This window comes from Desulfovibrio porci (genome assembly GCF_009696265.1).
Classification (GTDB): Bacteria; Desulfobacterota; Desulfovibrionia; order Desulfovibrionales; family Desulfovibrionaceae; genus Desulfovibrio; species Desulfovibrio porci.
Window position 1 is genome coordinate 130,922 of the sequence record NZ_VUMH01000006.1, and the last position, 24,207, is coordinate 155,128.

Sequence of the window (24,207 nt, forward strand, 5' to 3'; positions counted from 1 at the left end):
GGTGGTTCAATTTTTACATGTAAGCGTAAAAATTGTGTATCTTGATTTTGTCCGGTCGGGACATATATGGAGCGACAGCGTACAATACTGCAGCGTATTTTGGGCGCGGCCCTGGAGGCGGTAGCCCCGGATGGCGCGCTTTTACGCCATTTGCGCCTTGATGGGCCGGGCCGGGCCGGGCTTGTGGCCGACGGCCGCCGCCGGGATCTGGCGGGCCGCCGGGTGCGGGTGCTGGGTGCGGGCAAGGGAGTCGCGCCCATGGCGTTGGCCCTGGAGGACATGCTGGGTCAGCGCATTGATGAGGGCTTCATTGTAGTCAAGTACGACCATGGCCTGCCCCTGAAGCGCATCCGGCAGGCCGAGGCCGGGCATCCCGTGCCGGACGCGTCCGGCGTGCGGGCCACCCAACACATGCTGGACATGGCCCGGACCTGCACGGAACAGGATTTGCTGATCTGTCTGCTCACGGGCGGGGCTAGCGCCCTGACGCCGGCCCCCGCTCCGGGCCTGAGCCTTGCGGACCTTCAGCGGACCACGCAGCTTCTGCTGGACTGCGGGGCGGCCATTCATGAGATCAACGCCGTGCGCAAGCATCTGTCGGCCTTCAGCGGCGGGCAGTTGGCCCGCGCCGCCGGTGGAGCCTCCGTGCTCAGCGTCATCGTGTCCGACGTGGTCGGCGATCCCCTGGATGTCATCGCGTCCGGCCCCACCGCGCCGGACGCCTCCAGCTTTGCCGACTGCCGTGAAATACTCGGCCGTTTCGGTCTTGAGGACAAGCTGCCTGCGGTCGTGCGGGAATATCTGCGGGCCGGTCTGGCCGGGCGCGTGCCGGAAACCCCCAAGCCGGGCGATCCGCTTTTCGGCCGAGTGCAGAACATTCTGGCGGCCACCAACCGTCAGGCCCTGGATGCCGCCGCGGTCGCCGCTGAAGCCTGCGGCTATATTCCCTGCGTGCTGACTGACCAGATGACGGGGGAGGCCCGGCAAAAAGCCGTGGAATTGACGGGTGAGGCCCTCCGCCGCGCCGGGAGCCTGGGGCCGGACGGCAAGGGCCTCTGCCTGCTGGCCGGCGGGGAAACCACAGTGACCATCCGGGGCAGGGGCAGGGGAGGCCGCAACCAGGAAATGGCTCTGGCCGCAGCTCTGGAACTGGAGGATCAGCCGCGCGTTTGCGCTCTTTTCGCGGGGACGGACGGCACGGACGGCCCCACGGACGCGGCGGGCGGCTTTGCCTTCAGCGACAGCGTGGCCAGGATGGGAGGGCGGGAGGCCGCCCGCGCCCTGCTGGCCGAGAACGACAGCAACGCGGCGCTGGCGCTGAGCGGCGATCTGCTGGTGACCGGACCCACCCGTACCAATGTCATGGATCTGGCCGTACTTCTGGTGGAGCGGCCCTGAACGGGTCTGCTCCGCCGCACCGCGGAATCAATTTGTAGAACATGGTAACCGGGGCTTGACAGCCCTCTCCGATAACAGTAATTTTTACTAAATTATGGAGGCTGTTATGGCTCAAATCCAGACAAGAATGACACGGCAACGTGCCGTGATTTTAGAAGAATTACGCAAAACGAAGAGCCACCCCACGGCCGATGAGCTCTACAGTATTGTACGGGAACGCCTGCCGCGCATCAGTTTGGGTACCGTTTACCGTAATCTTGACTTCCTGGCTGACAGCGGCGAGATTCGCCGCCTGGAAGCGGCCGGTTCCACCAAACGCTTTGACGGGGATATTTCCTGGCATCAGCATGTGCGCTGCCTGCGTTGCGGGCGCATCGGCGACGTGATGCAGCCCCTGGCCACTCCCCCTGTGGAGGGCATCGAAGTGGAGGGCTTTTCCTCCATCGTGGGATCGCGCATCGAATTTGACGGCATCTGCGATGAGTGCGCGGGCCGCCAGAACGAAGTGCAGTAGCCGTTTTCGGAACGAGCCGCGTTTTTCCTGCCGGGAAAATTTTTTTCCGGGGGCTTGGCGGCGGCTTGTATTTTGTGTAAACAGATTCAGCATATAGATTTTGCATATTCAACCCGCCAAGGAGTAAATATCATGGCAGCCAATAAAAAATCCCGCAAAGAGAAAGTCATTGAAGTGCTTAACAAGGCCCGCAGCATGGAGCTGTTCGCCATCCATCAGTATATGAACCAGCATTACAGCCTGGATGACCAGGATTACGGCGAGCTGGCCGCCAATATGAAGCTGATCGCCATTGACGAAATGCGCCACGCCGAGAATTTCGCCGAGCGAATCAAGCAACTGGGCGGCGAACCCACGGCCCAGAAAGACGGCAGTGTGAAAACCGGCCAGACCGTGCCCGCCATCTATGAAGGCGATGTGGACCTCGAAGACAATACCATCGAGTGCTACAACCAGTTCATCAAGGTCTGTGAGGAAGAAGGCGACAACGTCACCGCCCGCCTGTTCGAGCGGATCATCGACGAAGAGCAGGCCCACCTGAACTACTATGAAAACACCGCCGGGCACATTAAGACCCTGGGAGACACCTATCTGGCGAAGATCGCCGGCACGCCTTCCGATACGGGGCCGTCCAAGGGCTTTGTAACCGGTACCGGCGCCGACGCCTGACACTGAGGTTCATATGGCTGATCCAAAGGATATCTGGCGTTGCCAGATGGTCAATTGCGGTTATATGTATGATCCCGACCGGGGCGACAAGCGGCATAAGATTCCCGCCGGCACCAGGTTTGAGGATCTTCCCGATGACTGGCGCTGCCCGGTTTGCGGAGCCGCCAAAAAGAGTTTCCGCCGCCTGAGCGACGAGACATAAGGCTTTATTCCCGCCTGGATATGACTGATGACTTCCGGTCCCTTGGGGCCGGAAGTTTTTTTGTATGAAGAAAACCCCCCGCTAGGCGGGGGGTTCCCAAAAGCTTAAAGCTATGAGTATGACAGCAAAACTCCTTTTGATTTGTTAAAAGGTCTCGCGGTCTGGCAACTGCGAGTCAACAAATCAAAAGGAGGTCACATGGGTGACGTCAAAAGTCTAGCCCACACACGGTGGAACTGCAAATATCACGTGGTATTTGCGCCCAAATATCGCCGGCAGGTGTTTTACGGAGAGAAGAAAAGAGCCATCGGAGAAATACTGCGTAAATTGTGTGAGTGGAAGGATGTGAACATTGTGGAAGCTGAATGTTGCCCGGACCACATTCACATGCTGCTTGAAATCCCACCCAAAATGAGTGTGTCGAGTTTTATGGGGTATTTGAAGGGCAAGAGCAGTTTGATGATCTACGAGCAATTTGGTGATCTCAAGTTCAAATATCGCAGTCGCGAATTTTGGTGCCGTGGTTTTTACGTGGATACGGTAGGTAAAAACAAAGCGAAAATACAGGATTACATAAAGCATCAGTTGGAACAGGACAAACTTGGTGCGCAACTGAGCCTTCCCTACCCAGGAAGCCCGTTTACGGGCCGCAAGTAGCAGAAATGCGAATGTCAGATCGCACATGCGCCTGGAAGGGCGCGGCTGGTAAGAAAGCCTTGCAGGCGCATATGAAGAACCCCCGGCTAGGCCGGGGGGTCTCTTTTTTGTGCCCATGCAGGAAAAAGCCTTTTTCTCTTCTTGCCCTTTTGAAAAAATGACTATATGCCGATAAGCCATTTGGAGTTATTGATAATAGCAGGTGATATATGACAATTCGTAACAAAATTCTGATATCCATTATCTTTTCCGTCTGCGTGGCTGTTGTCGGTTGCGCCCTGTTGGCCTTCTGGCAAAGCCGGAAGGCTGCGGTGGAAGATTTCAGCGCCAGCGCCGGCGGGCGTCTGCGTCTGGCCGGGCAATATCTGACTCAGATGATCGACAATTCCAAGGGCATTGTGGATATCATCGCTCAACTGCCGTCCGTGGCGGCGGCCGACGGGCGGGTAACCTCTTATGCGTCCGGCACGGAGCCCGTCAAACCGCTTGGAAAGGAACTCAGCGGCCCGGAGCGCACGCTGTTCGACGAATTCAGCACCTTCATCAAGGTTTACCCGCAGTTTGAGCTGATCTACTTCGGCACCAGGGACGGCGGCTTTGTGCAGGCGCCGGACGATACGCTGGGGGCGGGCTTTGATCCGCGCAAGCGTCCCTGGTACGAAGCGGCCCTGAAAACCGACGCCGTGGCCCTGACCGAATTTTACCAGTCCGACAACGGCAACCTGGTCACCACAGTGGCCAAGAGCGTGCGCCGGGACGGCAGGCTTCTGGGTGTGGTGGGCATCGACATCAACCTCCAGGCCCTGACCACCTTTCTTGATACCCTGAAACTGGGCAATACCGCGCGCCTGCTGCTTACCGAGGATACAGGCCTGATTCTGTACAATCCCACCCGGCCCGACCGCGTGCTGAAAAATATCCGGGCGATTGACGAGCCCGGCCTCGCGGCGGCCTTTGCGCAGGGCACGGGCAGCAGCGAAGTGAGCTATGGCGGCGCGACCTACGTGGCCGTGAGCCAGGTGACGCGGGGCGGCTGGCATCTCATCGCCCTGGTGGACCGCGCCGAACTGCTGAGCAACGCCATGGAGGCCGTCTGGAGCATGGTCTTCACCGGCCTGGGGCTGGCGGCGGCGGTGGCCCTGCTGGGACTGCTGATCTCGCGCAGCATCGTTTCGCCGTTGCGCAAGCTGGGCGCGGCGGCGCGGGGCGTGGCCGACGGGGATTTTGACGCGATTCCGCGCGATGCCCGATTCAGCGGGGAATTGAAAAGCCTGCATGCCGACATGCTGCGCATGGTGGAGCAGTTGCGTGATCTGATCGGCACGGCGCAGAGCAAGACGGCTCAGGCCGAGGAGGCGCTGAAACAGGGCGAGGCCGCCCTGGCGGAAGCCGAGCAGGCGCGCAAGGCGGCGGAAAACGCCCGGCGTGAGGGCGTGCTGCAGACCGCCGAACAGCTGGCTGGCGTGGTGGACGCGCTGGATTCCACCTCGTCGCGCCTGAGCGAGCAGACCAGTTCCATTGCCGGAGCCGTGGACACCCAACTGGCGCGCACCATGGAAACCGCGGACGCCATGGACCAGATGAACGGCGCTGTGGCCGAGGTCGCGCGCAACGCTTCCGAGGCGTCGGGCATCGCGGAGAACGCCCGCCAGGAATCCATGGCCGGCAGGGAAAAAGTGCAGGACGTGGTGCAGAGCATCAATCAGGTGGCCAGTTTTACCGAGAAAATCAACGAAAGCATGGAGCAGTTGCTCCAGCAGGCCACCGACATCGGCCAGGTGATGAACATCATCACAGACATCGCGGATCAGACCAATCTGCTGGCGCTCAACGCGGCCATTGAGGCCGCGCGGGCCGGTGAAGCCGGGCGCGGCTTCGCGGTGGTGGCCGACGAGGTCCGCAAGCTGGCGGAAAAGACCATGCAGGCCACCAAGAGCGTGGGAACCGCCATCAATAATATTCAGGAAGGCGCGCAGGCCAACGGGGCTTTTATCCGCCAGTCGGCGGAGCAGGTGGGCATTTCCCGCGAACTGGCCGGAAAGGCCGGGGAGGCGCTGGAAAGCATTGAGCATATGGTCATGGACACGGCGGACCAGGTGCGCGCCATCGCCGCGGCCAGCGAAGAGCAGTCGGCCAGCTCCGAAGAGGTGAACAAAAATACCGAAGCCGTGAGCCATATCGCCAAGGACGTGGCCCAGGCCATGACAGCGGCGGACGAAGGCATGCAGGAGCTGAAGCGGCTTGCCGGTCAGTTGCAGAGCATCATCCGCTCCCTGAAGGAAGGGAGGTAAACGGGCTCGTTTGACTTCCGGCTGCCGTTTGCCCTGCCGGAACGTCAAATCCTCAATTTGAAAACAGCCCGCAGGACGCTGCGACTTCGCGGAACCTGAGTTTGGCCAAAAGAGTCCTGACGGTATTACGGCCGTCAGGACTCTTTTGGTTGCGCTTGCGGTGAAACCGCTTTCAGTCCGCGGAACGGATCAGGGGCGCATACGTGCCGTGCGCGGCGCGCAGCAGGTCGCCGGGCCGGAGTTGCAACTGCACGCCGCGCAGTCCGGCGCTCACATAGATGTGGTCGTGCGCCGCGGCGCTTTGGTCAATGAAGACGGGATAGACCTTTTTGCCCGCAAGCGGAGAACAGCCGCCCCGGATATAACCCGTGAGCGGGCGGACCTCCTTAAGCGGCACCATTTCCGCATGCTTGTTGCCTGAAGCCGCGGCCAGTGCCTTGAGGTCCAGTTCCGCCGCCGCCGGAATGCAGGCCATCAGCACGCCGCTCTTGTCGCCTCTGGCCACCAGGGTTTTGAACACGCGTTCCGGCTCGGCCCCCAGTTTGCGGGCCATGCTCACGGCGGAAAGATCATCTTCGTCCACGTCGGCGCGGTGCAGGCTGAACGGGATGTGCAGGCCTTCCAGGAGGCGGGCGGCATTGGTTTTGGGTATTTTGACGGCGGACGGCATGGAGGCGGCGGGGTCAGCGGTGATTGAGCCAGTAGGCAAGTTTGTTGCGCAGCACGGCTGCGTCAAAGGGCTTGGGGATATGGTCGTCCATACCTGCGGCCAGGATTTCGTCAATATTGTCGGGCAGCGTACCGGCGGTCATGGCCACGATGGGCAGTGTGCCGCACTTTTCGTCGGCGGCCAGTTGGCGGCGGATCAGGCGGGTGGCTGTGAGCCCGTCCATGGTCGGCATGTGCACGTCCATGAGCAGAAGGTCATAGTCCTTTGCCAGGACCATGCTGACGGCTTCTTTGCCGTTCCGGGCCAGGTCGCAGCTGAGGCCCAGCTGGTGCAGCATGGCGCGGGCGATCTCCTGGTTGATTTCATTGTCTTCCACCAGAAGTATCTTGGCTTCGCCGGGCAGCGGCAGCGAGGCGGCGGGGGAGGCGCTGTCGTCGGCCGCCGTGTGGGAAAGAATGCAGGGAATGCTCAGGTGAAAGGTGCTGCCCTTGTTCAGATCGCTTTCGCACCATAAGCTGCCGTGCATCAGGCCCGCGATGCGCTTGCAGATGGTCAGCCCCAGGCCCGTGCCGCCAAAACGGCGGGTAATGCTGGAATTGGCCTGACTGTAGGGCTCAAAGAGATGCTTCTGGTATTCCCGGCTGATGCCCAGGCCCGTATCCGAAACCATGAAGTGCAGCATATCTTCTCCGTCGCGGTTTTCACGCCGGATGCTCAGCCGGATGCTGCCCTTGGGAGTGAATTTGACCGCGTTGCTCAGAAGATTGAGCAGCACCTGCTTGAGACGCAAACCGTCGCCCCAGAGCTCGCCGGGAACATCGTCGGCCACTTCGCAGAAATATTCCAGGCCCTTCTGCTCCAATGGAAAACGGATGGACGTATGGACGAAATCCAGGACTTCTTCCATACTGTAATTGACGTTTTCCAGAATCATCTTGTTGGCTTCGATCTTGGAAAGATCCAGGATGTCGTTGATGATAGCCAGCAGATTGGTGGCCGACGAGCGGATTTTGTGCAGGTATTCTTTCTGTTCCGGCGCGGGATCGCTTTGCAGGGCCAGATGGGTGAGGCCGATGATGCCGTTCATGGGGGTGCGGATTTCGTGGCTCATATGCGCCAGGAATTCGCTTTTTGCCTGGGAGGCGATCAGCGCGGCCTGCTTTTCGTGCTGGCTTTGCAGCAGATCGGTGACGTCGGTGGCTATGGACAGGCGCACGGGGCGGCCGGTATCCCAGTGGATGATTTTGTCCACCACCGTGTAGGTCCGCTTGGTAAGCTCATTTTCGTACGTCCACTGATAGGGCTCATCCCTTGCGGCGATGATGGCGTTGGTGCAGAACGGGCAGGGGCGGTCGCGTCCCTGCAGGCGCTTGTAGCAGACGTTTCCCAGCGGGCCGGGAGGTTCGGGAAAGCTGGCCGCCACACTTTTGTTCAGGAAGAGCAGCTCATAGGTGTCCATGTCTATGATATAGACCGGGTCCACGAAGGCGTCGAGAATGTCGCGCAGCTGGTCGTGTTTGCGCCGCAAACGCTCGAAGAGCCGGAAATGGCTCAGGGTGATGGCCAGCATGTTGCCCAGCAAATGGCAGATGCCCGCGTCCTCCGGGGTCCACTGGCGCGGCGTGATGCGGTGCACAAGGCAGACGCAGCCGAACAGGCGGCCGTCATGCAGGATGGGTATGCAGAAAATGGATTTGATCCGGAGTCGCAGCAACAGATCCCGTTGCGGGCCGTCGAACAGGCCGACATCCGTAACGCAGAAATTTTTGCGGCGGGCCAGCAACTCGAGAACCGGCGCCAGCGCGTTTTTGTCAATCAGGGGGAAATCGTCGTCGGCTTTTCCAAGCAGGGGATTGAACCAGCTCATCGGTTCCCGCCAGGTCTCGGCCTCATACTCAAAAAGGCAGACCTGGCCGCAGTGTAAAGATTGGCCGATACTGGCCAAGGCAGTCCGGAGAAAGGGATCTTTGCGGTCATTCAGAAGAGCGGAGCTGGATATTTCCAAAGCCAAGGCCAGCGGATTGGAAAAACGCTCCTCCGGGGACTGCGGGTTGGTCGGCATACATTCACCACAAGATGTTACGTGCGATTCCTAGTATCGGGATATGAAGTATAGTAGGATGCATGGAGTCGTGTCAAGCGACTTGCCGTTTGCCTAACCCTCTGAGAGAATGGGGTTTTCAACGCCAGAGTTCTTCCAGTCGCCGCCGCTGCGCCGCTTCCTCATCCCGGCCGATGCGCTCCAGCTCGGCCGACAGCGCGCGGGCCGCGTTTTCCAGGGCTTCCGGCGGGCCGCTGTTGTCCACCAGCAGATCGCAGGCCGCTTCCTTGCGGGCTTCCGGCCATTGCCAGGCCTCCAGGGCGGCGGCTTTTTCCTCGCTCCAGCCCCTGCTGTCCATGATCCGCCGCAGGCGTCGCGGGAGAGGGCAATGCACGCCCACGCTCAGCGGTTTCGGGCTGAAAATGTTTTGCCAGCCGCATTCAAAATACAGCGGCACTTCGGCCACGGCCAGAGGCGCGCCCGCGGCTTCCTGTTCGCGCCAGAAGTTTTCGATGGCTATGCGCACCAGGGCGTGGACCGTCTCTTCCACGTCGCGGCGCAAAAGCGGGTCCGCGCGCATGGCCGCCAACAGGACCGTCTTGTCCACGCCGCCGTCCTTTGCCAAGACTTTCCCGCCGCAACGCCGCTCCAGCCAGGCGGCGGCCTCCCCGCCCGGCGCGTACAGGTCGGCCACCAGGGCATCGGCGCTGACCGTCGGCAGGCCCTGGACCGCCAGCCGTCCGGTGAGCGCGGATTTGCCGCTGCCCGGATTGCCGGTGATCACAAGCCGCCGCATGCGGCGGCAGGCCGCCAGGGCCGCCAGCGGCATATCCTCGGGGGGCGGGCAGGCAAAGCGCATTTCCTCGCCGCTGCCCGGATGGGTAAAGGCCAGACGCCAGGCGTGCAGCATCTGGCGCGGGGCCAGATCGCGCACCGGCGCGGGCGCGTAAAGCCTGTCGCCCAACAGGGGGTGGCCCAGATGGGCCAGGTGTACGCGAATCTGATGGGTGCGCCCGGTATGGATGCGCACCGCCAGCAGTGAAACCCGCTTGTCCGGCGTATGCCAGAGCCGCGTCCAGGCGGTGTGGGCGGGCTTGCCGCCGCGCGCCTCGGGCAGCACGGCCATTTTGATCTTGGCCGTGGGATGGCGGCCCAGCGCTTCGCGGCATTCCCCCCGCTCCGGCGGCAGGCCGCTGACCAGGGCCAGATATTCCTTGCGCACCTCGCGCCGGGCGAAAGCTGCGCTGAGGGCCAGGCGCGAGGGCTCGGTCAGGGCCACCAGCAAAAGGCCGCTGGTGTCCTTGTCCAAGCGGTGGACAATGCCGGGGCGCAGACCGTCCAGTTGCGCCAGTTGCGGAAAGCGCCCCAGCAGGCGCTGCACCAGCGTATGCTCCGGACAGGAAGGGCAGGGATGCACGGTGAGCCCGGCGGGTTTGTTGCAGACCACCAGGTCGGCGTCCCGCCAGAGCAGTTCGAGATGCCCTTCCTCGGCGGTGAGCGCGCTTTCCGCACGCGGCAGTTGTAGGACCACGCGCTGGCCCGGACGCGTTTTGGCGTCGGGCCGCGACGCGGGCAGGCCGTCCACCAGACAGTGCCCGGCCAGAACGGCTTTTTGCAGGGCCGCGCGCGAAAGGTCCGGCGCGGCGTCCCGCAACGCCCGGTCCAGGCGCTGCCCGGCGTTTTCCGTCGTGATCAGCAGTTCAATGCGGTTCACGGGCGTGCTTCCGCCGGAGTGGACAGGGTGCGCAGCCGGTCGGCGAAGGTCATGGTCCGGTAAAGGTTTTTCAGTTCCGCGCCGGGGGTGATGGAGGTGACCACGGCCCGGCCGAGGATGAAGCGCGCGTCGTCGTCGCCGTTTTCAATAACGCGCACGCCCCAGACATTGTGGAAAATGGCGGCCCTGCCCTTGTATTTGCCCACATAGAGGGTGATGTGCCCGCGCATGCCCACCAGGCTCAAAAAGGGCACGCCGTCGGCCAGGATCAGGGCTTCCTTTTCCTTGGCGCTCAGGCCTTCCAGGGGCTGCACCACGCCGACGCGCGCCTGTGCGCCGGAGTTGCGCGGCAGCCAGAGGCCGAAGGGCGTGAACAGCTCACGGGTCAGGGCGGAGCAGTCCCGGTCGCCGAACATGCCGCCCCAGCCGTAGCGCTGGCCCATCATCACATTGCCGACCCTGGCCACATTGCCGGGGGTCAGCGGCAGCGGCTTGGGCGCGGCGTCGCCCCCGCGCAACGTGATTTCGGCGCTGCGGGCCATGCCGTCCGCTCCCTTGATGGGCGTCAGCACGCGCAGGCCGCCGTCCGGATCTTCGCCCGCCAGAGGCAGGACCGTGCCGATATTGGCCCGGCTGTCGCCGCCGTTGCGTCCGGTTCCGGGCAAAATAACCTTGTCGCGCAGCAGTGCCGCGTACCGGCTGTTGCGCCAGACGCTTTTGAAATTTTCGTCCACCAGGGCCACATCCTCGGCATCTACCCAGCCGCCGGCCACCGGGCATTCCACGAAATGCCAGCGCCCGTCCAGGCTGGTGTGGGCGACAAGCACCGGCGTGCCCGGCGGCAGCAGGGAATACTGGAAATAATCAAACGGGTTGGCTCTGGGATCGGGCGTGGGTTCGGAAAAACGGGTTTCATGCGTGGGCATTTCGCGCAGATCCGTATTGCGCACGATGACGGCGGCCTGCGCGCGCGAAGGGAAGGCGCGCAGACGGGCGTTGCGGCTTATGGCGTCCCATTCGTCCTGGCTCCAGCGCGCATCGCCGTATCTAAAGCCGCGCGCCTTGCGGAAGATGGCCGCCACGTCGCGTTTGCGCATGGAGGTTTTGCCCATCTCCCAGGGGCCGAAGAAAATCCGGTTGAAGCGCGCGTCCTGGGCGGCCTGTTCCGCGGCGTCGAGCAGAGGCTTGTCCGAGCCGACCTCGGCGGCGTAGACGTTCAGATCCTGCGGAAAATGGCGCAGATCCGCCACGGTGCCCATCCAGGGCGGCAGATCTCCCTCGCGGGTAGGCACCTGTTTGCCGCCGCAGGCCGTGAGCAACAGCAGACAGAAGACAGGCAGGAAGAGGCGAAGGCATGATTTCATGGCTATTTTCCTTCTCTGGCGGAAAAACACGCCGCGTCGCGCTGAAAACAATGGCGGGACCGCTGTCCGGGCCGGAGAAATACATAGCATCAGCGGCACTGTTCCGGCAACGGCCTGTTTTCGGCGAGGATATCTTGCGCGGACGCTTGACAAAGCGCCCTGTTCCCACTATTACAAACGCGCTGTCACCATCGTCTATCCGGTTAGGACGGCGGCCTCTCAAGCCGCTAAGACGGGTTCAAATCCCGTTGGTGACGCCAAATTTAGGTACAAAGAAGAATGCCAAGGTCCAAAAGGCCTTGGCATTCTTTGTTTTTTCTTTCCGGTATGGTTTCCCGAAGTCCAGCCTCGTCCGCTTGCATCCAATCATTTTATGGGTATATCCGTAGGTAGAAATGTGGTACGACATTTCCGATACCTACATGAATAACCGCACGGAATCAAAATATTTTTATCCATGTGGGTATCTCTTCGTCCAACGACAGCCAAGGAGTGCCCATGCCTCTTACCGATACCCACATCCGCAGTCTGAAACCCGACGTGAAGCCTCGTAAATATTTCGATGGCGGCGGTCTGTTTCTTTTCGTTCCCGCCAACGGAAGCAAGCTCTGGAGGATGGCCTACCGTTTTGACGGCAAGAGCAAGCTGCTCAGTTTCGGGGAATATCCCACCATATCGCTCAAGGACGCCAGAGAACGCCGCGAAGAGGCGAAACGCATGTTGTCCAAGGGAATCGATCCCTCAGACCATAAACGGCAGTTACGGCAGGCCAGAGCCATCGCGGAACGCGACAGCTTCCAGAATATCGCCAGAGAATGGCATGAAACCCGTATGGCAGAGTTTTCCGAAAAGCATCAGGGAACTGTCATGTACCGGCTGGAGACCTACATTTTTCCGGCCATCGGCAAGACGCATATCGCCAAACTTGAGACACGGGACGTTATAGAGGTCGTCAAGCCTCTGGAACAGAGGGGAAACTACGAGACTTCCCGGAGAGTATTGCAAATCATCAGTCAGGTGTTCCGCTATGCGGTCATCACGGGCCGGGCGAAACACAATGTCGCAGCCGATCTGCGGGGAGCCTTGCGACCGCGAAAAACTGTTCACCGGGCGGCAGTGCTAGAACCGGAGAAAGTCGGTCAGCTTCTGCGGGATATCGACGCCTATGAAGGCTATTTCCCTCTGGTCTGTGCCTTGAAGCTGGCTCCGCTGGTCTTCACCCGTCCCACGGAATTGCGGGCCGCTCAATGGAAAGAATTCGACCTTGAGGCCGGGGAATGGCGCATCCCTGCGGAACGCATGAAAATGCGCCGTCAGCATCTTGTCCCCCTGTCCCGGCAGGCGATGTCCATTCTTCGGGAACTTCAGAAATGCTCCGGGGAAGGGAAATACCTCTTCCCTTCTATCCGCACAGAAGCACGGTCCATTTCCGATGCGACCATGCTCAATGCGCTCCGGCGTATGGGCTATCAGAAACACGAGATGAGCGTACATGGTTTCCGTTCCATCGCTTCCACACTGCTCAATGAACTCGGCTATAACCGGGACTGGATAGAGCGCCAGCTTGCCCACGGTGAACAAAATGAAGTGCGTGCGACATACAATTATGCTGAGTATCTTCCGGAGCGCCGAAGAATGATGCAGGAATGGGCTGACTATCTGACAAGATTACGCGATACAGCCAATCAGAAAAAAGCAATGTAAAGGAGGAAGCATGAACAAAGACACCATAATCGACCGTGATATTTATGTCTCCATTGGAAAAATTGAAGAAGAATCCCAAATAACAACCAATGATACCGGCTGGAGTGAGGAGGAAAAGGAGCACATGCGGCAGGCCGGTTATGATAACATGGACATGATCCGGGCGTGGTACAGCTGAAAAACGTACGCTAAGCCTTTTGGCGGCACGGATTGTACGGAGTAACGAACCGTACTGTCCGTGCCGTTTTTTTGTATCGTTCATTATGGTGATTTATAAAAAAATATTTTATTTTAATATGTTAAAATAAATTTTTCGCATAAAAGAAAAATTTTTCCTGAAAAAATGCTTTCGATGCACATCAGTATCCATCGCTATCGTACTGTATCGTACTCTGTAAGTCTCTATTCTACTTCTTCAAACAACGTGGATTTATTGAATAGCTATGCTATAGCACTCCGTAATCATCAACTTCATACGGAGTTATCGCTATGGCGACTGATATTCCTTCCACTGGTTTTCTTCGTCTTCCGCAAGTTCTGGAGCTTTTTCCCATCAGCAAGAGCGCATGGTGGAAAGGCTGCGCAACCGAACGCTATCCCAAGCCTATAAAAATCGGCCCGCGCACGACCGTCTGGCGCGCCGAGGACATCAGGGCGTTTATTGAAAACGTCGGCAGGGAGCAGGACGATGCCCGATAGCCAACGCACAACCCCTGAGTTTTTCCTTGTCTCCCGCCGTGAAACATGCCGGACATGCTGCTATTTCCGTGCCGTACCTCATATCAGAGGGCTACGGACGTTCTGCGCTTTCACAGGTGAACGTCGGCGTTCCTCTGCCCGTGCCTGTGAAATGTGGCCCGGATTGCCTGCCACTGCACGGAGCGTGTCATGAGCGCTGACATTCTGCACAGCTTTGCCGAGTGTCTGCGTTCAGCGGGGCTGGAGGTCGAGGCCGTTCTGGCCGACGGCCTCCTGCACCGTTGCGGCACAGCGGACAGGCCCCACCGCAGGGACGGCGCATACAAGGCGTTTCTGGACGCTCCGGCCTCCATCTGGTGGAAGAACTGGCGCACCGGCGATGAGGGAACGTGGACGGCCAAGCCGGAAAAGGAACTCTGCGCCGCCCAGCGCAAGGCTCTGCGGGAACGCCTTATCGCCGCCAAAGCCGACACCAGAGCTGAACAGGGGCGCCGCTGGAAAGCCGCCGCAAAGCTGGCAACCAGCATCTGGAACCATGCCAAACCCGCTGAGGACGACCATCCCTATCTGAAACGAAAGGAAGTACCGACCATCGGCTTGCGGCAGACTGATGACGGGCGGCTCATTGTTCCCGTCTTGAATCAATCCAGCCAAATACAGAGCCTGCAATTCATCCTGCCGGAAAAGCCTAACGAAGGTACGGATAAGTTTTTTCTCAAGGGCGGCAAAACGGCAGGCGGCTTTTTTTCGCTTCCGGCAAAGAGCGGAACCAGGGACGGCCCGTTGCTCATTGCCGAAGGGTACGCCACAGGGACAAGTCTGCATCTGGCCACCGGATACGCCGTGCTGATTGCCTTCAACGCCGGAAACCTGGAAGCCGTAGCCCACACAGCCCGTTCCCGGTATCCGGATCGGGAAATCATTCTTTGCGCGGACAACGACTGCGAAACCGTTAAACCCGACGACATGCCGTGGAATCCCGGCAAGGAAACGGCTTCCAGAGCGGCGCAGGCTGTAGGCGGCAAACTGGCCGTCTGCCCGGCCCATGAAGGCAAGGCGACGGATTTCAACGAGCTGCACCGGCTGCGTTCCCTTGAGGCCGTCCGGGCCGTTGTGGAAGCGGCACGAAAGCAGGATGCGGACTGCCCCATGCCGGAGGGGTTCTTTCTTGTGCCGGAAGGCAAACGCGCCGGACTGTACAAGCTGGAAACCAAGCCTGACGGGGAGATGAACGAAATCCGCATCGGCCCTCCGCTCGCTGTGAAAGGCATGACCCGCGACAGCGAGGGCAACGAATGGGGCCTCATGCTGGAATGGGCTGATCCGGACGGCAAGAAGCACACCTGGCCCATGCCCATTGAACTGCTCTTTCGACAGGGCGCGGACTGGTACAGCGCCCTGGCTTCCGGCGGCTGGTTCGGCAATCCCGTCGCCAGAAAAAAGCTTGTGGACTTTCTGGCCGCCGTCAGACCTGCCCGACGCATCCGCTGTGTGCCCCGCACCGGTTGGGACAATATCGCCTACATCCTGCCGGATGCCGTGTACGGCAGCACCTCCGGCGAAAATGTAGTTCTGCAATCCGCGCATCATAGCGATCTGTACCGCATCGCCGGAACTCTGGACGGCTGGCGGGAAATCGCGGCACTCTCCATCGGCAATTCGCGCCTGAGCTTTGCCCTGTGCGCGGCCTTCGCCGGGCCGTTGCTGCGTCTGGCCGGTCTGGAAGGCGGTGGTTTCAGTTTTGAAGGCGGATCATCATCCGGCAAGACAACGGCCCTTCAGATTGCCGCGTCTGTCTGGGGCGGGCCGGAACACGTCCGAAGCTGGCGCGCCACAGACAATGGCCTTGAGAATATTGCAGTCCTGCACAACGACAATGTGCTGATTCTGGATGAAGTCGGGCAGGTCAACGGCAAGATTCTGGCCGAATGCGCCTACATGCTGGCCAACGGTCAGGGCAAGGGTCGTTCCAGCCGCGAAGGCAATCTCCGCAAATCCCATTCCTGGCGTCTGCTCTTTCTCTCCAGCGGAGAACTCGGCCTTGCCGACAAGCTGGCCGAAAACGGTCTCAAGTCGAGAGGTGGTCAGGAGGTGCGGTTCGTGGGCCTGCCCGTGGACACGTCCATGCTCACCGAGCTGCACGGTTTTCCTCATGCCGGAGCCGTGGTCAACCGCCTCAAAGAGTTGACCTCCATTCATTACGGCCACGCGGGCCGCGCCTTCCTGCATAAATTGACCGAATCCGACACACTGAAAACAGTTCTGTCCGAGCTGCAATTGGCTCTTGCCAATACGGTCAATCGTCTTGTGCCTGCCGGAGCGGATGGACAGGTGCGGCGCGTGGCCCAACGCTTCGCTCTCTGCGGTCTGGCCGGAGGACTGGCCATGCAGATGGAAATTCTGCCCGCCGACTTTGACGCTCCGGGCTGTGCCGAACGCTGTTTTCATGACTGGCTGGCCGCTCGTGGCGGAATCGGCGCTTCCGAAGACGCCGCCATTCTGGCCGCTGTACGCCTGTTCATTGAGCAGCACGGGGCAAGCCGCTTTCAGGACTTGGACACCCAAATGTCCACCTGCGTCAATCGCGTAGGTTTTCGGCGAAAAGGTGAAGGCGGCTGCACGGAGTTCATTATTCTGCCGGAATCCTTTCGCGTCGAGGTCTGCAAGGGATTTTCCGAACGGCGTGCCGCCCGCGTGCTGGCCGAGGCCGGATGGCTGAAGCTGTCACAGGTGGGGCGGCTCAAGTGTGAAAGAAGATTGCCTGATCTGGGCAAGGTTCGGGCATACATTGTGGTTTTGCCTGAAGATGACGGGCAGGAATAGCAGTTTTTTGCCTGTCTCGCATGACCGGCGACAATGGCGACAGTGGCGACAAGTCAATAATGCCAAGGCATTTCCTGTCGCCAATATAAAAACGGCAACACGGATACCGGCGACGGATCGGAGACACAGAGTCATGTCGCCGCTTTGCCGCTGTCGCCATTGTGCAAATTGCGACCGGCGACGTGGATTGTGTTGTCACTCATGGCTTGTCGCCATTGTCGCCGCTGTCTCCATAGAAAAACATCATAGGAGAAAGGCTATGTCCTATCTCGTCTTACACATGGACAAATTCAAAAAAGATGCCATTCGCGGCATTCAATCGCACAATCGGCGCGAACGCGAAAGCCACAGCAATCCCGATATTGACTACGGCAGAAGCACGGCGAACTACGAGCTGCACGAATCCGCCTCAGACAACTACGCACAAGCCATTCAGAATCGCATTGACGACCTCCTGCTGGTCAAAGCCGTGAGAAAGGATGCCGTGCGCATGTGCGGGCTTATCGTCACATCGGACAGCACATTTTTTCAGAAACTTTCCCCGGAGGACACCAGACGCTTCTTTGAAGAGAGCAAAGCCTTTCTCACGGATTTTGTGGGCGCGGAGAATGTCATTTCCGCAACGGTTCACATGGATGAAAAGACGCCGCACATGCACTTCCTTCATGTGCCGGTGACGCCGGATGGGCGGCTCAACGCCAACAAAATCTATACCCGTCAGAGTCTGCGAAAGCTGCAATCCGAGCTTCCCACCCATCTGCAAAGCCAGGGCTTCGCCATTGAACGCGGTGTGGAGCAAACGCCCGGTTCCGCGAAAAAGCATCTGGATACCCGCGAGTTCAAGCAACAACAGGAGGCATTGGAGAAACTGATTCAGGAGTCCGAAGCGGCTTCCCAAAATTCACGGCAACTTCTCAGCGCATTGGAGCGGCATGAGGAAGAACTGAAAAAGCGCATTGAAAAGTATGAGCGACAGGCCGGGGAAGCGGAAAAGGTTCTTCAGGAAGATTCCTTTCTACCGAAGGCCTCTCTTTTCAATTACCCGTCCGTGCTTGAGAAAGCCTCTTCCCTCATTGAAGAACTGAAAAAGGCGCTTGCCGTCAAACACCTTGTCCAGACAGAGAAGGAAATTCTGCAACGGGAAGTGGAGTCGTTACACCAAAAACAGACGCGGCTTGAAACGGAATACACGGCCCACAGGAAACAGAGCCATGAGGAAAAAGAGGAGCTGGAAAACCAGTTGAAGAAGATAAAAAGGCTTATGGCAGGCTATCGGGAATTTCTGCTTCTGCCGGAAATCCGGCCGCTGCATATCGAGTTCGTGGAGCGCAAGCGGGCTGAACAGCTTCAGCGCCGTCAGGAAGAGGAAAGGCAGCGACAGGAGCAGGAAGCGCGGGGCAGGGAGCGTCAGCAGGCGCGTTCCGCCCGTGGCATGAGAATGAGGTAAGGCGTCGGGTGGAAATCTTCGCACAGGCCGAAGATATAGCCCACTATGCTTCACTTTGTGAAGCGTGGGCGACCGTCCCGCTCGACCGGAAAGACAAAACGTCAAGCCGGGGCAACGTCCCGGCAGAAGACAGGAGAACAGATTATGACCATCACCGCCAGCCAGGTCAAGAAAATCAGATTGGAGCTTGCCAAGCTCAAGCCCGTCAAAGTCACTCTCGACGGCAACCGCAGCCTGACCGTGAAGGAGGCCGTCTTCGCACTGGCCCCGACTTTGGAACGGATGAAGAAGCGTGGTTTCGATGTACAGGAGCTTGTCAAACGCCTGCACGAAAAAGGCATTGAGGTGAAGGCACCGACCCTTGCCAAATATTTGAGCGAGGTTAGACGCCAAAAGGAAAAGAAGAGAGACACCCCCCGCCGCCCCAGGCCGCAGACACCGTACTGCCGCACACACCTATCCGTCACAGCCAAAAGGACAGAGACAGTGCAAATTTCATTGTCACCGACAGGGAGTTTTTGTAGACAAGACCGGCAATTTTTTTTTGGGCACTGTACACTTTTTAAGGCTTGGAGGCGTCTTCCGATTTATGAAACTTTACGATAGACAAGACAAAAATACTATTGAGTGAGTACCCGTCATGAACCAGTTCCACGACATCCTTGCCAAATATCGCACTTTTTCTTTTTCCGAACGTGATAAGGGCGACCGTTTTGAGCGCCTGATGCAGGCTTTTTTGCAAACTGTTCCGTGGTACGAGGGCAAGTTCCGGCATGTCTGGCTCTGGCGCGAGTTCCCGTACAAGCAAAATCTCGGCGGCAAGGATACGGGGATCGATCTTGTTGCCCAGACGGTGGAAGGCGATTTCTGGGCCATTCAGTGCAAATGCTATGACGAGAAAGCCAGAATCGACAAGCCCGCCGTGGACAGTTTTCTGGCCACTTCAAGCAAGCAGTTCATCAACGACCAGCACCAGACGACTTCGTTTGCCCTGCGGTTGTGGATTTCCACCACCAACAAATGGGGAACTGAGGCGGAAAACGCAATCCGGCATCAAGAACCACCAGTACAGCGCATAAGCCTTGTGGACCTTGAATCTGCCCCCGTGGACTGGGATGCGCTGGAAAAGGGCATCAGTGGGGCACAAGCCAGACAAGGCAGAAAAAGCCCCCGCCCGCATCAGGAAAAGGCCATGGCGGCCTTTCATGAGCATTTCCAGACCGGAGATCGCGGCAAGCTGATCATGGCCTGTGGCACGGGCAAAACATTCACCTCGCTGAAAATCGCGGAGAACGAGACCGGCGGCAAGGGATTGGTGCTGTTTCTGGCTCCGTCCATCGCGCTTGTGGGGCAGACGCTGCGGGAATGGACAGCGGAAAGTTCCGTGCCGATTTTCCCCATCTGCATCTGTTCCGATCCTGAAGTCAGCAAAAGCAAGAAAAAAAACGATGAGGACACGGACGGCTACAGCGTCACGGATTTGGCCTTTCCCGCGTCAACACGGGTGGAGGATATTGTTCGTCAATTCGGACTGGCCGAAAAATTTCATCATGATGGCTTGGTGGTCGTGTTTTCCACATACCAGTCCATTGCAGTTATAGCGCGTTCCCAGAAGGAATTTAAGCGGGAATTTGCCCTGATCATCTGTGATGAGGCGCACCGCACAACAGGCGTCACCTTGAAGGACGAGGAAGATTCCGCCTTTGTGAAGGTGCATGACAATACCTTTATTCAGGCAAAAAAACGCTTATATATGACTGCCACGCCGCGCCTGTATGCTGAGGAGAACAAGAAGAAAGCCAAGGAGGCCGACGCCTATCTTTGTTCCATGGATGACGTGGCCCTGTATGGCCCTGAAGTTTTCCGCATCGGTTTTGGCGAGGCGGTGGATAAAAGCCTGCTGGCGGATTACAAGGTGCTGGTGTTGACCTTGAGCGAGAATCAGATTCCCGCTGCACTCCAGACTGCCGTGGCGGACAAGAGCAAAGAGATTGACACGGACGATGCCAGCAAGCTCATTGGCTGCATCAACGCGCTCTCCAAGCGGATGCTTGTGGATGAGGGACTGTTGAAAGCCTCCGATCCCTCGCCCATGCACAAAGGTGTCGCCTTTTGCCAGAGCATCAAGGTTTCCAAAAAAATCACTGCGGTTTTCAATGGGTTCAAGGACACCTATTACGACAGTCTGACGCAGGAAGAACGGGCGGAAATGGTGGGCGTTGCCGCACAGCACGTTGACGGATCCATGACCGCCACCACACGCGACGAAAAACTGGCGTGGCTCAATGCCGCTTCCGCCGATGGCAACGAATGCCGCATTCTGACCAATGTGCGCTGTCTGTCCGAAGGTGTGGACGTGCCTTCACTGGACGCGGTTATGTTTCTTTCGGCCCGCAATTCGCAGATCGACGTGGTCCAGTCCGTGGGCCGCGTCATGCGCATCGCACCGGGGAAAAAATTCGGCTATATCATCATTCCTGTGTTGATTCCCTCCAATGTTTCCCCAGAGGAAGCGCTGGACGACAACAAACGCTTCGCCGTGGTCTGGACGGTACTGAACGCCTTGCGGGCGCATGACGACCGGTTCAGCGCCACCGTCAACAAAATTGATCTCAACCGCCACAAGCCTGCGGGCGGCGGCTCTGTACTGGTCGGCGGCATTGCCGATGGCTCTGGAGAGGATGCAGATAGCACAGAGGCGCGGGGGGACGGCAAGGCGAAGCCGGTTCAGCTTCCGCTGCCCCAGATACAGGAACTGCAAAACGTCATTTACGCCCGCATGGTGCAAAAAGTCGGCAATAAGCGCTATTGGGAGCAATGGGCGGCGGATGTGGCCAAAATTGCTCAGGGCTACATTGAGCGCATCAGCCGCCTGATTGCCGTGCCCGGACCGCACAAGGCCGCTTTTGACGAGTTTCTGTCCGGCCTGCGCAAGAATATCAATCCCTCCGTCACGCCCGGTGAAGTGGTGGAAATGCTGGCGCAGCACATGATCACCAAGCCGGTTTTTGAAGCCCTGTTTGAAAATTACTCGTTCGTGCGGAACAACCCCGTTTCCCAAGCGTTGCAGGGTATGGTTGACCTGCTGGAAGAACAGGCCCTTGAGAAAGACACGGTGGTGCTGTCGCGCTTCTATGAGTCCGTAAAGCTGCGCGTTTCCGGGATCGACAATGCCGAGGGACGGCAGCGCATCATGGTTGAGCTGTATGACAAATTTTTCCGCACGGCCTTTCCGCTGACGGTGGAAAGACTGGGCATCGTCTATACGCCCGTGGAACTTGTGGATTTCATCAACCATTCCGTGGCCGATGTGCTGGAAGCCAATTTTGGACGCTCCCTTTCTGATGAGAATGTGCATATCCTGGACCCTTTCACCGGTACGGGAACGTTCATCGCCCGTATGGTGCAGAGCGGGCTTATTGAACGGGACGCCCTACCGCGCAAATACCGTCAGGAACTGCACGCCAATGAAATTGTGCTGTTGGCTTATTACATCGCGTCTATCAACATTGAAAATGTCTACCATGACACGATGGGAGACAACACGGCCTATGAACCTTTCAACGGCATCTGCCTGACAGATACCTTCCAGCTTGGCGAAACTGATGACGTAACCTGGCTGTATTCCCCAATGTTGCCGCAAAACTCCGAGCGTGTGCAGGCGCAGCAGAAAGTCCCTATTCAGGTCATTATCGGCAACCCGCCGTACTCCGTGGGACAAAAATCCGCCAATGATAACGCGCCGAATCAGTCCTATCCGAAATTAGAACAACGCATTGCCCAAACCTATGTCAAATTTTCAAATGCGACACAAAGTAAAAGCGTCTATGATTCCTATATCAAGGCATTTCGCTGGGCCTCAGACAGATTGCCCAAGCATCAAAGCGGCATCATTGCCTTTATTTCCAACGGCTATTGGTTGGATTCCAATGCTATGGACGGCTTCCGCAAATGTCTGGAAAAGGAATTCAGCGCGGCCTACGTCTTCAACTTGCGTGGCGCAATACGCGGGAAAATAGGGGAGACCGCCAAGAGAGAAGGCAAAAATGTTTTCAACATTATGACCGGTGTTGCTATCACTATTCTGGTGAAAAATCCTGCCTATACGGGCAAGGCGTTTATTCACTATCACGATATTGGCGACTACCTAAGTCGGGAAGAGAAGCTCGCCATTATCGCAAAAAAACGCAGCGTACTCAGTTCCGACATGGATTGGCAGCAGCTCCATCCCAACGTACATGGTGACTGGCTGAATCAGCGGAATGATATGTTCGGTAGCTTTATTCCTTTGGGAGATAAGTATAACAAGGAAAATAAACAGACTTTTTTTGTGCCAAAATTTTCAATGGGTATTGTGACAAATAGAGACGCTTGGTGCTACAACACTTCAAAGGTAAAGCTGACCGAGAACGTCAAACATACTATTGCGTTTTATAACAGCCTTGTGCTGTCTCAAAAAGAAAAGCGTCCTTTGCCGTCTATATCTGGAAAAGACATCAGCATGACACGGGCTTTTCAAAATGATCTGGCAAGAGAACGTGAAAAAGCATTTCATCAAAGCTCTATTTATACGGCAATATATAGACCATTTATGAAAATCAACTGCTATTTTCATCCATCAATTAATGAGATGGTCTATAAAATGCCGTCGATTTTCCCGACGAATGAACATAAAAATATTGTTATTTGCTTTCCGGGAGTAGGTGGGCGCTGGACAGATTTTACACCGATTATTGTTAATGAACTTCCAGATTTACATATTCATGGGGATGGCGCGCAATGCTTCCCGCTCTACTATTACGAAAAACGCTCAGTCTATCAGCCAACGCTGTTTGACGGGGATAATACCGCGCAATACACTCGCAAGGACGGCATTACCAATTTCATTTTGGAGCGTTGCCGGGAAAGCTATGGCCCCAAGGTGACCAAGGAAGACATTTTTTACTACGTCTACGGTCTGCTGCATTCACCAGACTACCAGAAAGCCTTTGCGGCTGACTTGAAAAAGATGCTGCCGCGCCTGCCGCTGGTGGAAAAGCCGACCGATTTCTGGGCCTTCAGCAAAGCCGGACGCGCGCTGGCGGAATTGCATCTGAACTATGAAGAACAGCCGCCATGCCCGGATGTTCAGGTGCAAGGCGCGGCAAGCGGTAAATTCCGGGTGGAGAAGATGCGCTTCCCCGACAAAACGGACAAATCGGTCATTGAATACAACGCATGGATAAAACTCTCCAACATCCCGCTGGACGCCTACGACTATGTGGTCAACGGACGTTCCGCCATTGAATGGATTATGGAGCGCTACCAGATCAAAACCGACAAGGCCAGTGGCATCACCAACGACCCCAACGATTGGGCGGCTGAACACGGCAAGCCGAGGTACATTCTGGACTTGTTGTTAAGCATTGTGACGGTGAGTCTGGAGACGATGAAGATTGTGCGAGGGCTGCCTGCGCTTTCGTTCGTGGGGCAAGCCGCAACGGCTACACCGGAAGATGTTGTCGCCACCAGACCAAAATCACATCCGCAAATATTCCCCCACCCAGGACGCGAAGCGGCAATTCGTCAGTTGCTGCCCTACATTCTTCAAGCACAACCCGGTATGGCACAAGATAAAGCCTTCCAACGGGCATGGCTGGCTACCTTTCCCGATGCTTGCGCCACCTTGCTTGCGGACAAGGCCTCGGCTTTTAATAAGGCCTTTGCCCAGTCGGAATTGGGGCAATGGCCTTTCGCTCAAGATGACCCGGTTCGCGTAAAAAATCTTTGGAAGTCATGGCAAAATAACTTGGGAATTTCTATAACTGCCAACACAGAGTGTTTTTTCTCCGGCGATATTCGGTACCCCATTCAGGGAATAGAAGCCGTAATCCCCTTCATTCTGGAAGCAGGAGATAATTACGATCAAGGCGTTGACCAGCTTTTGGCACAAGAGCGCTTCCAGAAGGCTAGCCCAAAACTACAAGCCTGTTTTACCATGCTTGCGGAAGCCCAAGAAGCCATAGCCGCATGAT

The 24,207-nt window shown here is 57.8% G+C and carries 17 protein-coding genes and 1 tRNA gene; 14 read left to right on the forward strand and 4 right to left on the reverse strand.

Annotated features, from left to right (window positions below):
- Positions 1–66 precede the first annotated feature (66 nt).
- From FYJ44_RS07640 to FYJ44_RS07665, 6 genes are all read left to right on the forward strand, one after another.
- Entirely contained in the window at positions 67–1,398 is a 1,332-nt protein-coding gene (locus FYJ44_RS07640; RefSeq protein ID WP_154510841.1) for a glycerate kinase type-2 family protein, read from the forward strand.
- Positions 1,399–1,504: 106 nt separating this feature from the next.
- On the forward strand, positions 1,505–1,912 hold the full coding sequence (locus FYJ44_RS07645) for a Fur family transcriptional regulator (protein WP_154510843.1): 408 nt from the start codon (positions 1,505–1,507) through the stop codon (positions 1,910–1,912).
- 132 nt (positions 1,913–2,044) lie between these two features.
- The gene (locus FYJ44_RS07650) at positions 2,045–2,581 is read left to right on the forward strand and encodes a bacterioferritin (protein ID WP_154510845.1); all 537 of its coding nucleotides are present in this window, start codon (positions 2,045–2,047) and stop codon (positions 2,579–2,581) included.
- Positions 2,582–2,594: 13 nt separating this feature from the next.
- The gene (locus FYJ44_RS07655; RefSeq protein WP_154510847.1) at positions 2,595–2,783 is read left to right on the forward strand and encodes a rubredoxin; all 189 of its coding nucleotides are present in this window, start codon (positions 2,595–2,597) and stop codon (positions 2,781–2,783) included.
- Positions 2,784–2,981: 198 nt separating this feature from the next.
- On the forward strand, positions 2,982–3,440 hold the full coding sequence (gene tnpA / locus FYJ44_RS07660; protein WP_154509910.1) for an IS200/IS605 family transposase: 459 nt from the start codon (positions 2,982–2,984) through the stop codon (positions 3,438–3,440).
- Positions 3,441–3,649: 209 nt separating this feature from the next.
- Positions 3,650–5,731, forward strand: coding sequence for a methyl-accepting chemotaxis protein (locus tag FYJ44_RS07665; protein WP_154510849.1), 2,082 nt, complete (start codon positions 3,650–3,652; stop codon positions 5,729–5,731).
- 172 nt (positions 5,732–5,903) lie between these two features.
- On the opposite strand, the gene ybaK is transcribed toward FYJ44_RS07665, so the two are convergent.
- From ybaK to FYJ44_RS07685, 4 genes are all read right to left on the reverse strand, one after another.
- A complete protein-coding gene (gene ybaK, locus FYJ44_RS07670; RefSeq protein ID WP_229772590.1) occupies positions 5,904–6,440 on the reverse strand; it encodes a Cys-tRNA(Pro) deacylase in 537 nt (178 codons plus the stop codon).
- Positions 6,415–8,463, reverse strand: a complete 2,049-nt coding sequence (locus FYJ44_RS07675; protein ID WP_154510851.1) for an ATP-binding protein — start codon at positions 8,461–8,463, stop codon at positions 6,415–6,417. Before FYJ44_RS07675 ends, ybaK begins: the two co-directional genes overlap by 26 nt.
- Positions 8,464–8,581: 118 nt before the next feature.
- A complete protein-coding gene (locus FYJ44_RS07680) occupies positions 8,582–10,156 on the reverse strand; it encodes a dephospho-CoA kinase (RefSeq protein WP_288230792.1) in 1,575 nt (524 codons plus the stop codon).
- Positions 10,153–11,520, reverse strand: a complete 1,368-nt coding sequence (locus tag FYJ44_RS07685; protein ID WP_154510853.1) for an NlpC/P60 family N-terminal domain-containing protein — start codon at positions 11,518–11,520, stop codon at positions 10,153–10,155. Before FYJ44_RS07685 ends, FYJ44_RS07680 begins: the two co-directional genes overlap by 4 nt.
- A gap of 184 nt (positions 11,521–11,704) precedes the next feature.
- On the opposite strand from FYJ44_RS07685, the gene FYJ44_RS07690 reads away from it, so the two are divergent.
- From FYJ44_RS07690 to FYJ44_RS07720, 8 genes are all read left to right on the forward strand, one after another.
- A tRNA-Glu gene (locus FYJ44_RS07690) sits at positions 11,705–11,780 on the forward strand.
- A 238-nt stretch (positions 11,781–12,018) separates the two neighbouring features.
- Entirely contained in the window at positions 12,019–13,224 is a 1,206-nt protein-coding gene (locus FYJ44_RS07695; RefSeq protein ID WP_154510855.1) for a tyrosine-type recombinase/integrase, read from the forward strand.
- A 10-nt stretch (positions 13,225–13,234) separates the two neighbouring features.
- On the forward strand, positions 13,235–13,402 hold the full coding sequence (locus FYJ44_RS14450; RefSeq protein ID WP_195840974.1) for a hypothetical protein: 168 nt from the start codon (positions 13,235–13,237) through the stop codon (positions 13,400–13,402).
- 311 nt (positions 13,403–13,713) lie between these two features.
- Positions 13,714–13,923, forward strand: coding sequence for a helix-turn-helix transcriptional regulator (locus FYJ44_RS07700; protein ID WP_154510857.1), 210 nt, complete (start codon positions 13,714–13,716; stop codon positions 13,921–13,923).
- Positions 13,924–14,112: 189 nt separating this feature from the next.
- Entirely contained in the window at positions 14,113–16,746 is a 2,634-nt protein-coding gene (locus FYJ44_RS07705) for a DUF927 domain-containing protein (RefSeq protein WP_154510859.1), read from the forward strand.
- Positions 16,670–18,193, forward strand: a complete 1,524-nt coding sequence (gene mobV, locus FYJ44_RS07710) for a MobV family relaxase (RefSeq protein WP_326833675.1) — start codon at positions 16,670–16,672, stop codon at positions 18,191–18,193. Before FYJ44_RS07705 ends, mobV begins: the two co-directional genes overlap by 77 nt.
- A 144-nt stretch (positions 18,194–18,337) precedes the next feature.
- The gene (locus FYJ44_RS14665; RefSeq protein ID WP_229772591.1) at positions 18,338–18,799 is read left to right on the forward strand and encodes a protein MobC; all 462 of its coding nucleotides are present in this window, start codon (positions 18,338–18,340) and stop codon (positions 18,797–18,799) included.
- A gap of 34 nt (positions 18,800–18,833) precedes the next feature.
- Positions 18,834–24,206: a DEAD/DEAH box helicase gene (locus FYJ44_RS07720; protein WP_154510861.1), complete on the forward strand. Its 5,373-nt coding sequence runs from the start codon at positions 18,834–18,836 to the stop codon at positions 24,204–24,206.
- Position 24,207 lies beyond the last annotated feature (1 nt).

Coding starts and splice junctions, on each gene's coding strand:
- FYJ44_RS07720 (WP_154510861.1), top strand. CDS start 18,834: ATGAACCAGTTCCACGACATCCTTGCCAAATATCGCACTTTTTCTTTT.
- FYJ44_RS07665 (WP_154510849.1), top strand. CDS start 3,650: ATGACAATTCGTAACAAAATTCTGATATCCATTATCTTTTCCGTCTGC.
- FYJ44_RS07685 (WP_154510853.1), bottom strand. CDS start 11,520: ATGAAATCATGCCTTCGCCTCTTCCTGCCTGTCTTCTGTCTGCTGTTG.
- FYJ44_RS07650 (WP_154510845.1), top strand. CDS start 2,045: ATGGCAGCCAATAAAAAATCCCGCAAAGAGAAAGTCATTGAAGTGCTT.
- FYJ44_RS14665 (WP_229772591.1), top strand. CDS start 18,338: ATGACCATCACCGCCAGCCAGGTCAAGAAAATCAGATTGGAGCTTGCC.
- FYJ44_RS07655 (WP_154510847.1), top strand. CDS start 2,595: ATGGCTGATCCAAAGGATATCTGGCGTTGCCAGATGGTCAATTGCGGT.
- FYJ44_RS07700 (WP_154510857.1), top strand. CDS start 13,714: ATGGCGACTGATATTCCTTCCACTGGTTTTCTTCGTCTTCCGCAAGTT.
- FYJ44_RS07695 (WP_154510855.1), top strand. CDS start 12,019: ATGCCTCTTACCGATACCCACATCCGCAGTCTGAAACCCGACGTGAAG.
- FYJ44_RS07675 (WP_154510851.1), bottom strand. CDS start 8,463: ATGCCGACCAACCCGCAGTCCCCGGAGGAGCGTTTTTCCAATCCGCTG.
- FYJ44_RS07640 (WP_154510841.1), top strand. CDS start 67: ATGGAGCGACAGCGTACAATACTGCAGCGTATTTTGGGCGCGGCCCTG.
- FYJ44_RS14450 (WP_195840974.1), top strand. CDS start 13,235: ATGAACAAAGACACCATAATCGACCGTGATATTTATGTCTCCATTGGA.
- FYJ44_RS07705 (WP_154510859.1), top strand. CDS start 14,113: ATGAGCGCTGACATTCTGCACAGCTTTGCCGAGTGTCTGCGTTCAGCG.
- FYJ44_RS07645 (WP_154510843.1), top strand. CDS start 1,505: ATGGCTCAAATCCAGACAAGAATGACACGGCAACGTGCCGTGATTTTA.
- tnpA (WP_154509910.1), top strand. CDS start 2,982: ATGGGTGACGTCAAAAGTCTAGCCCACACACGGTGGAACTGCAAATAT.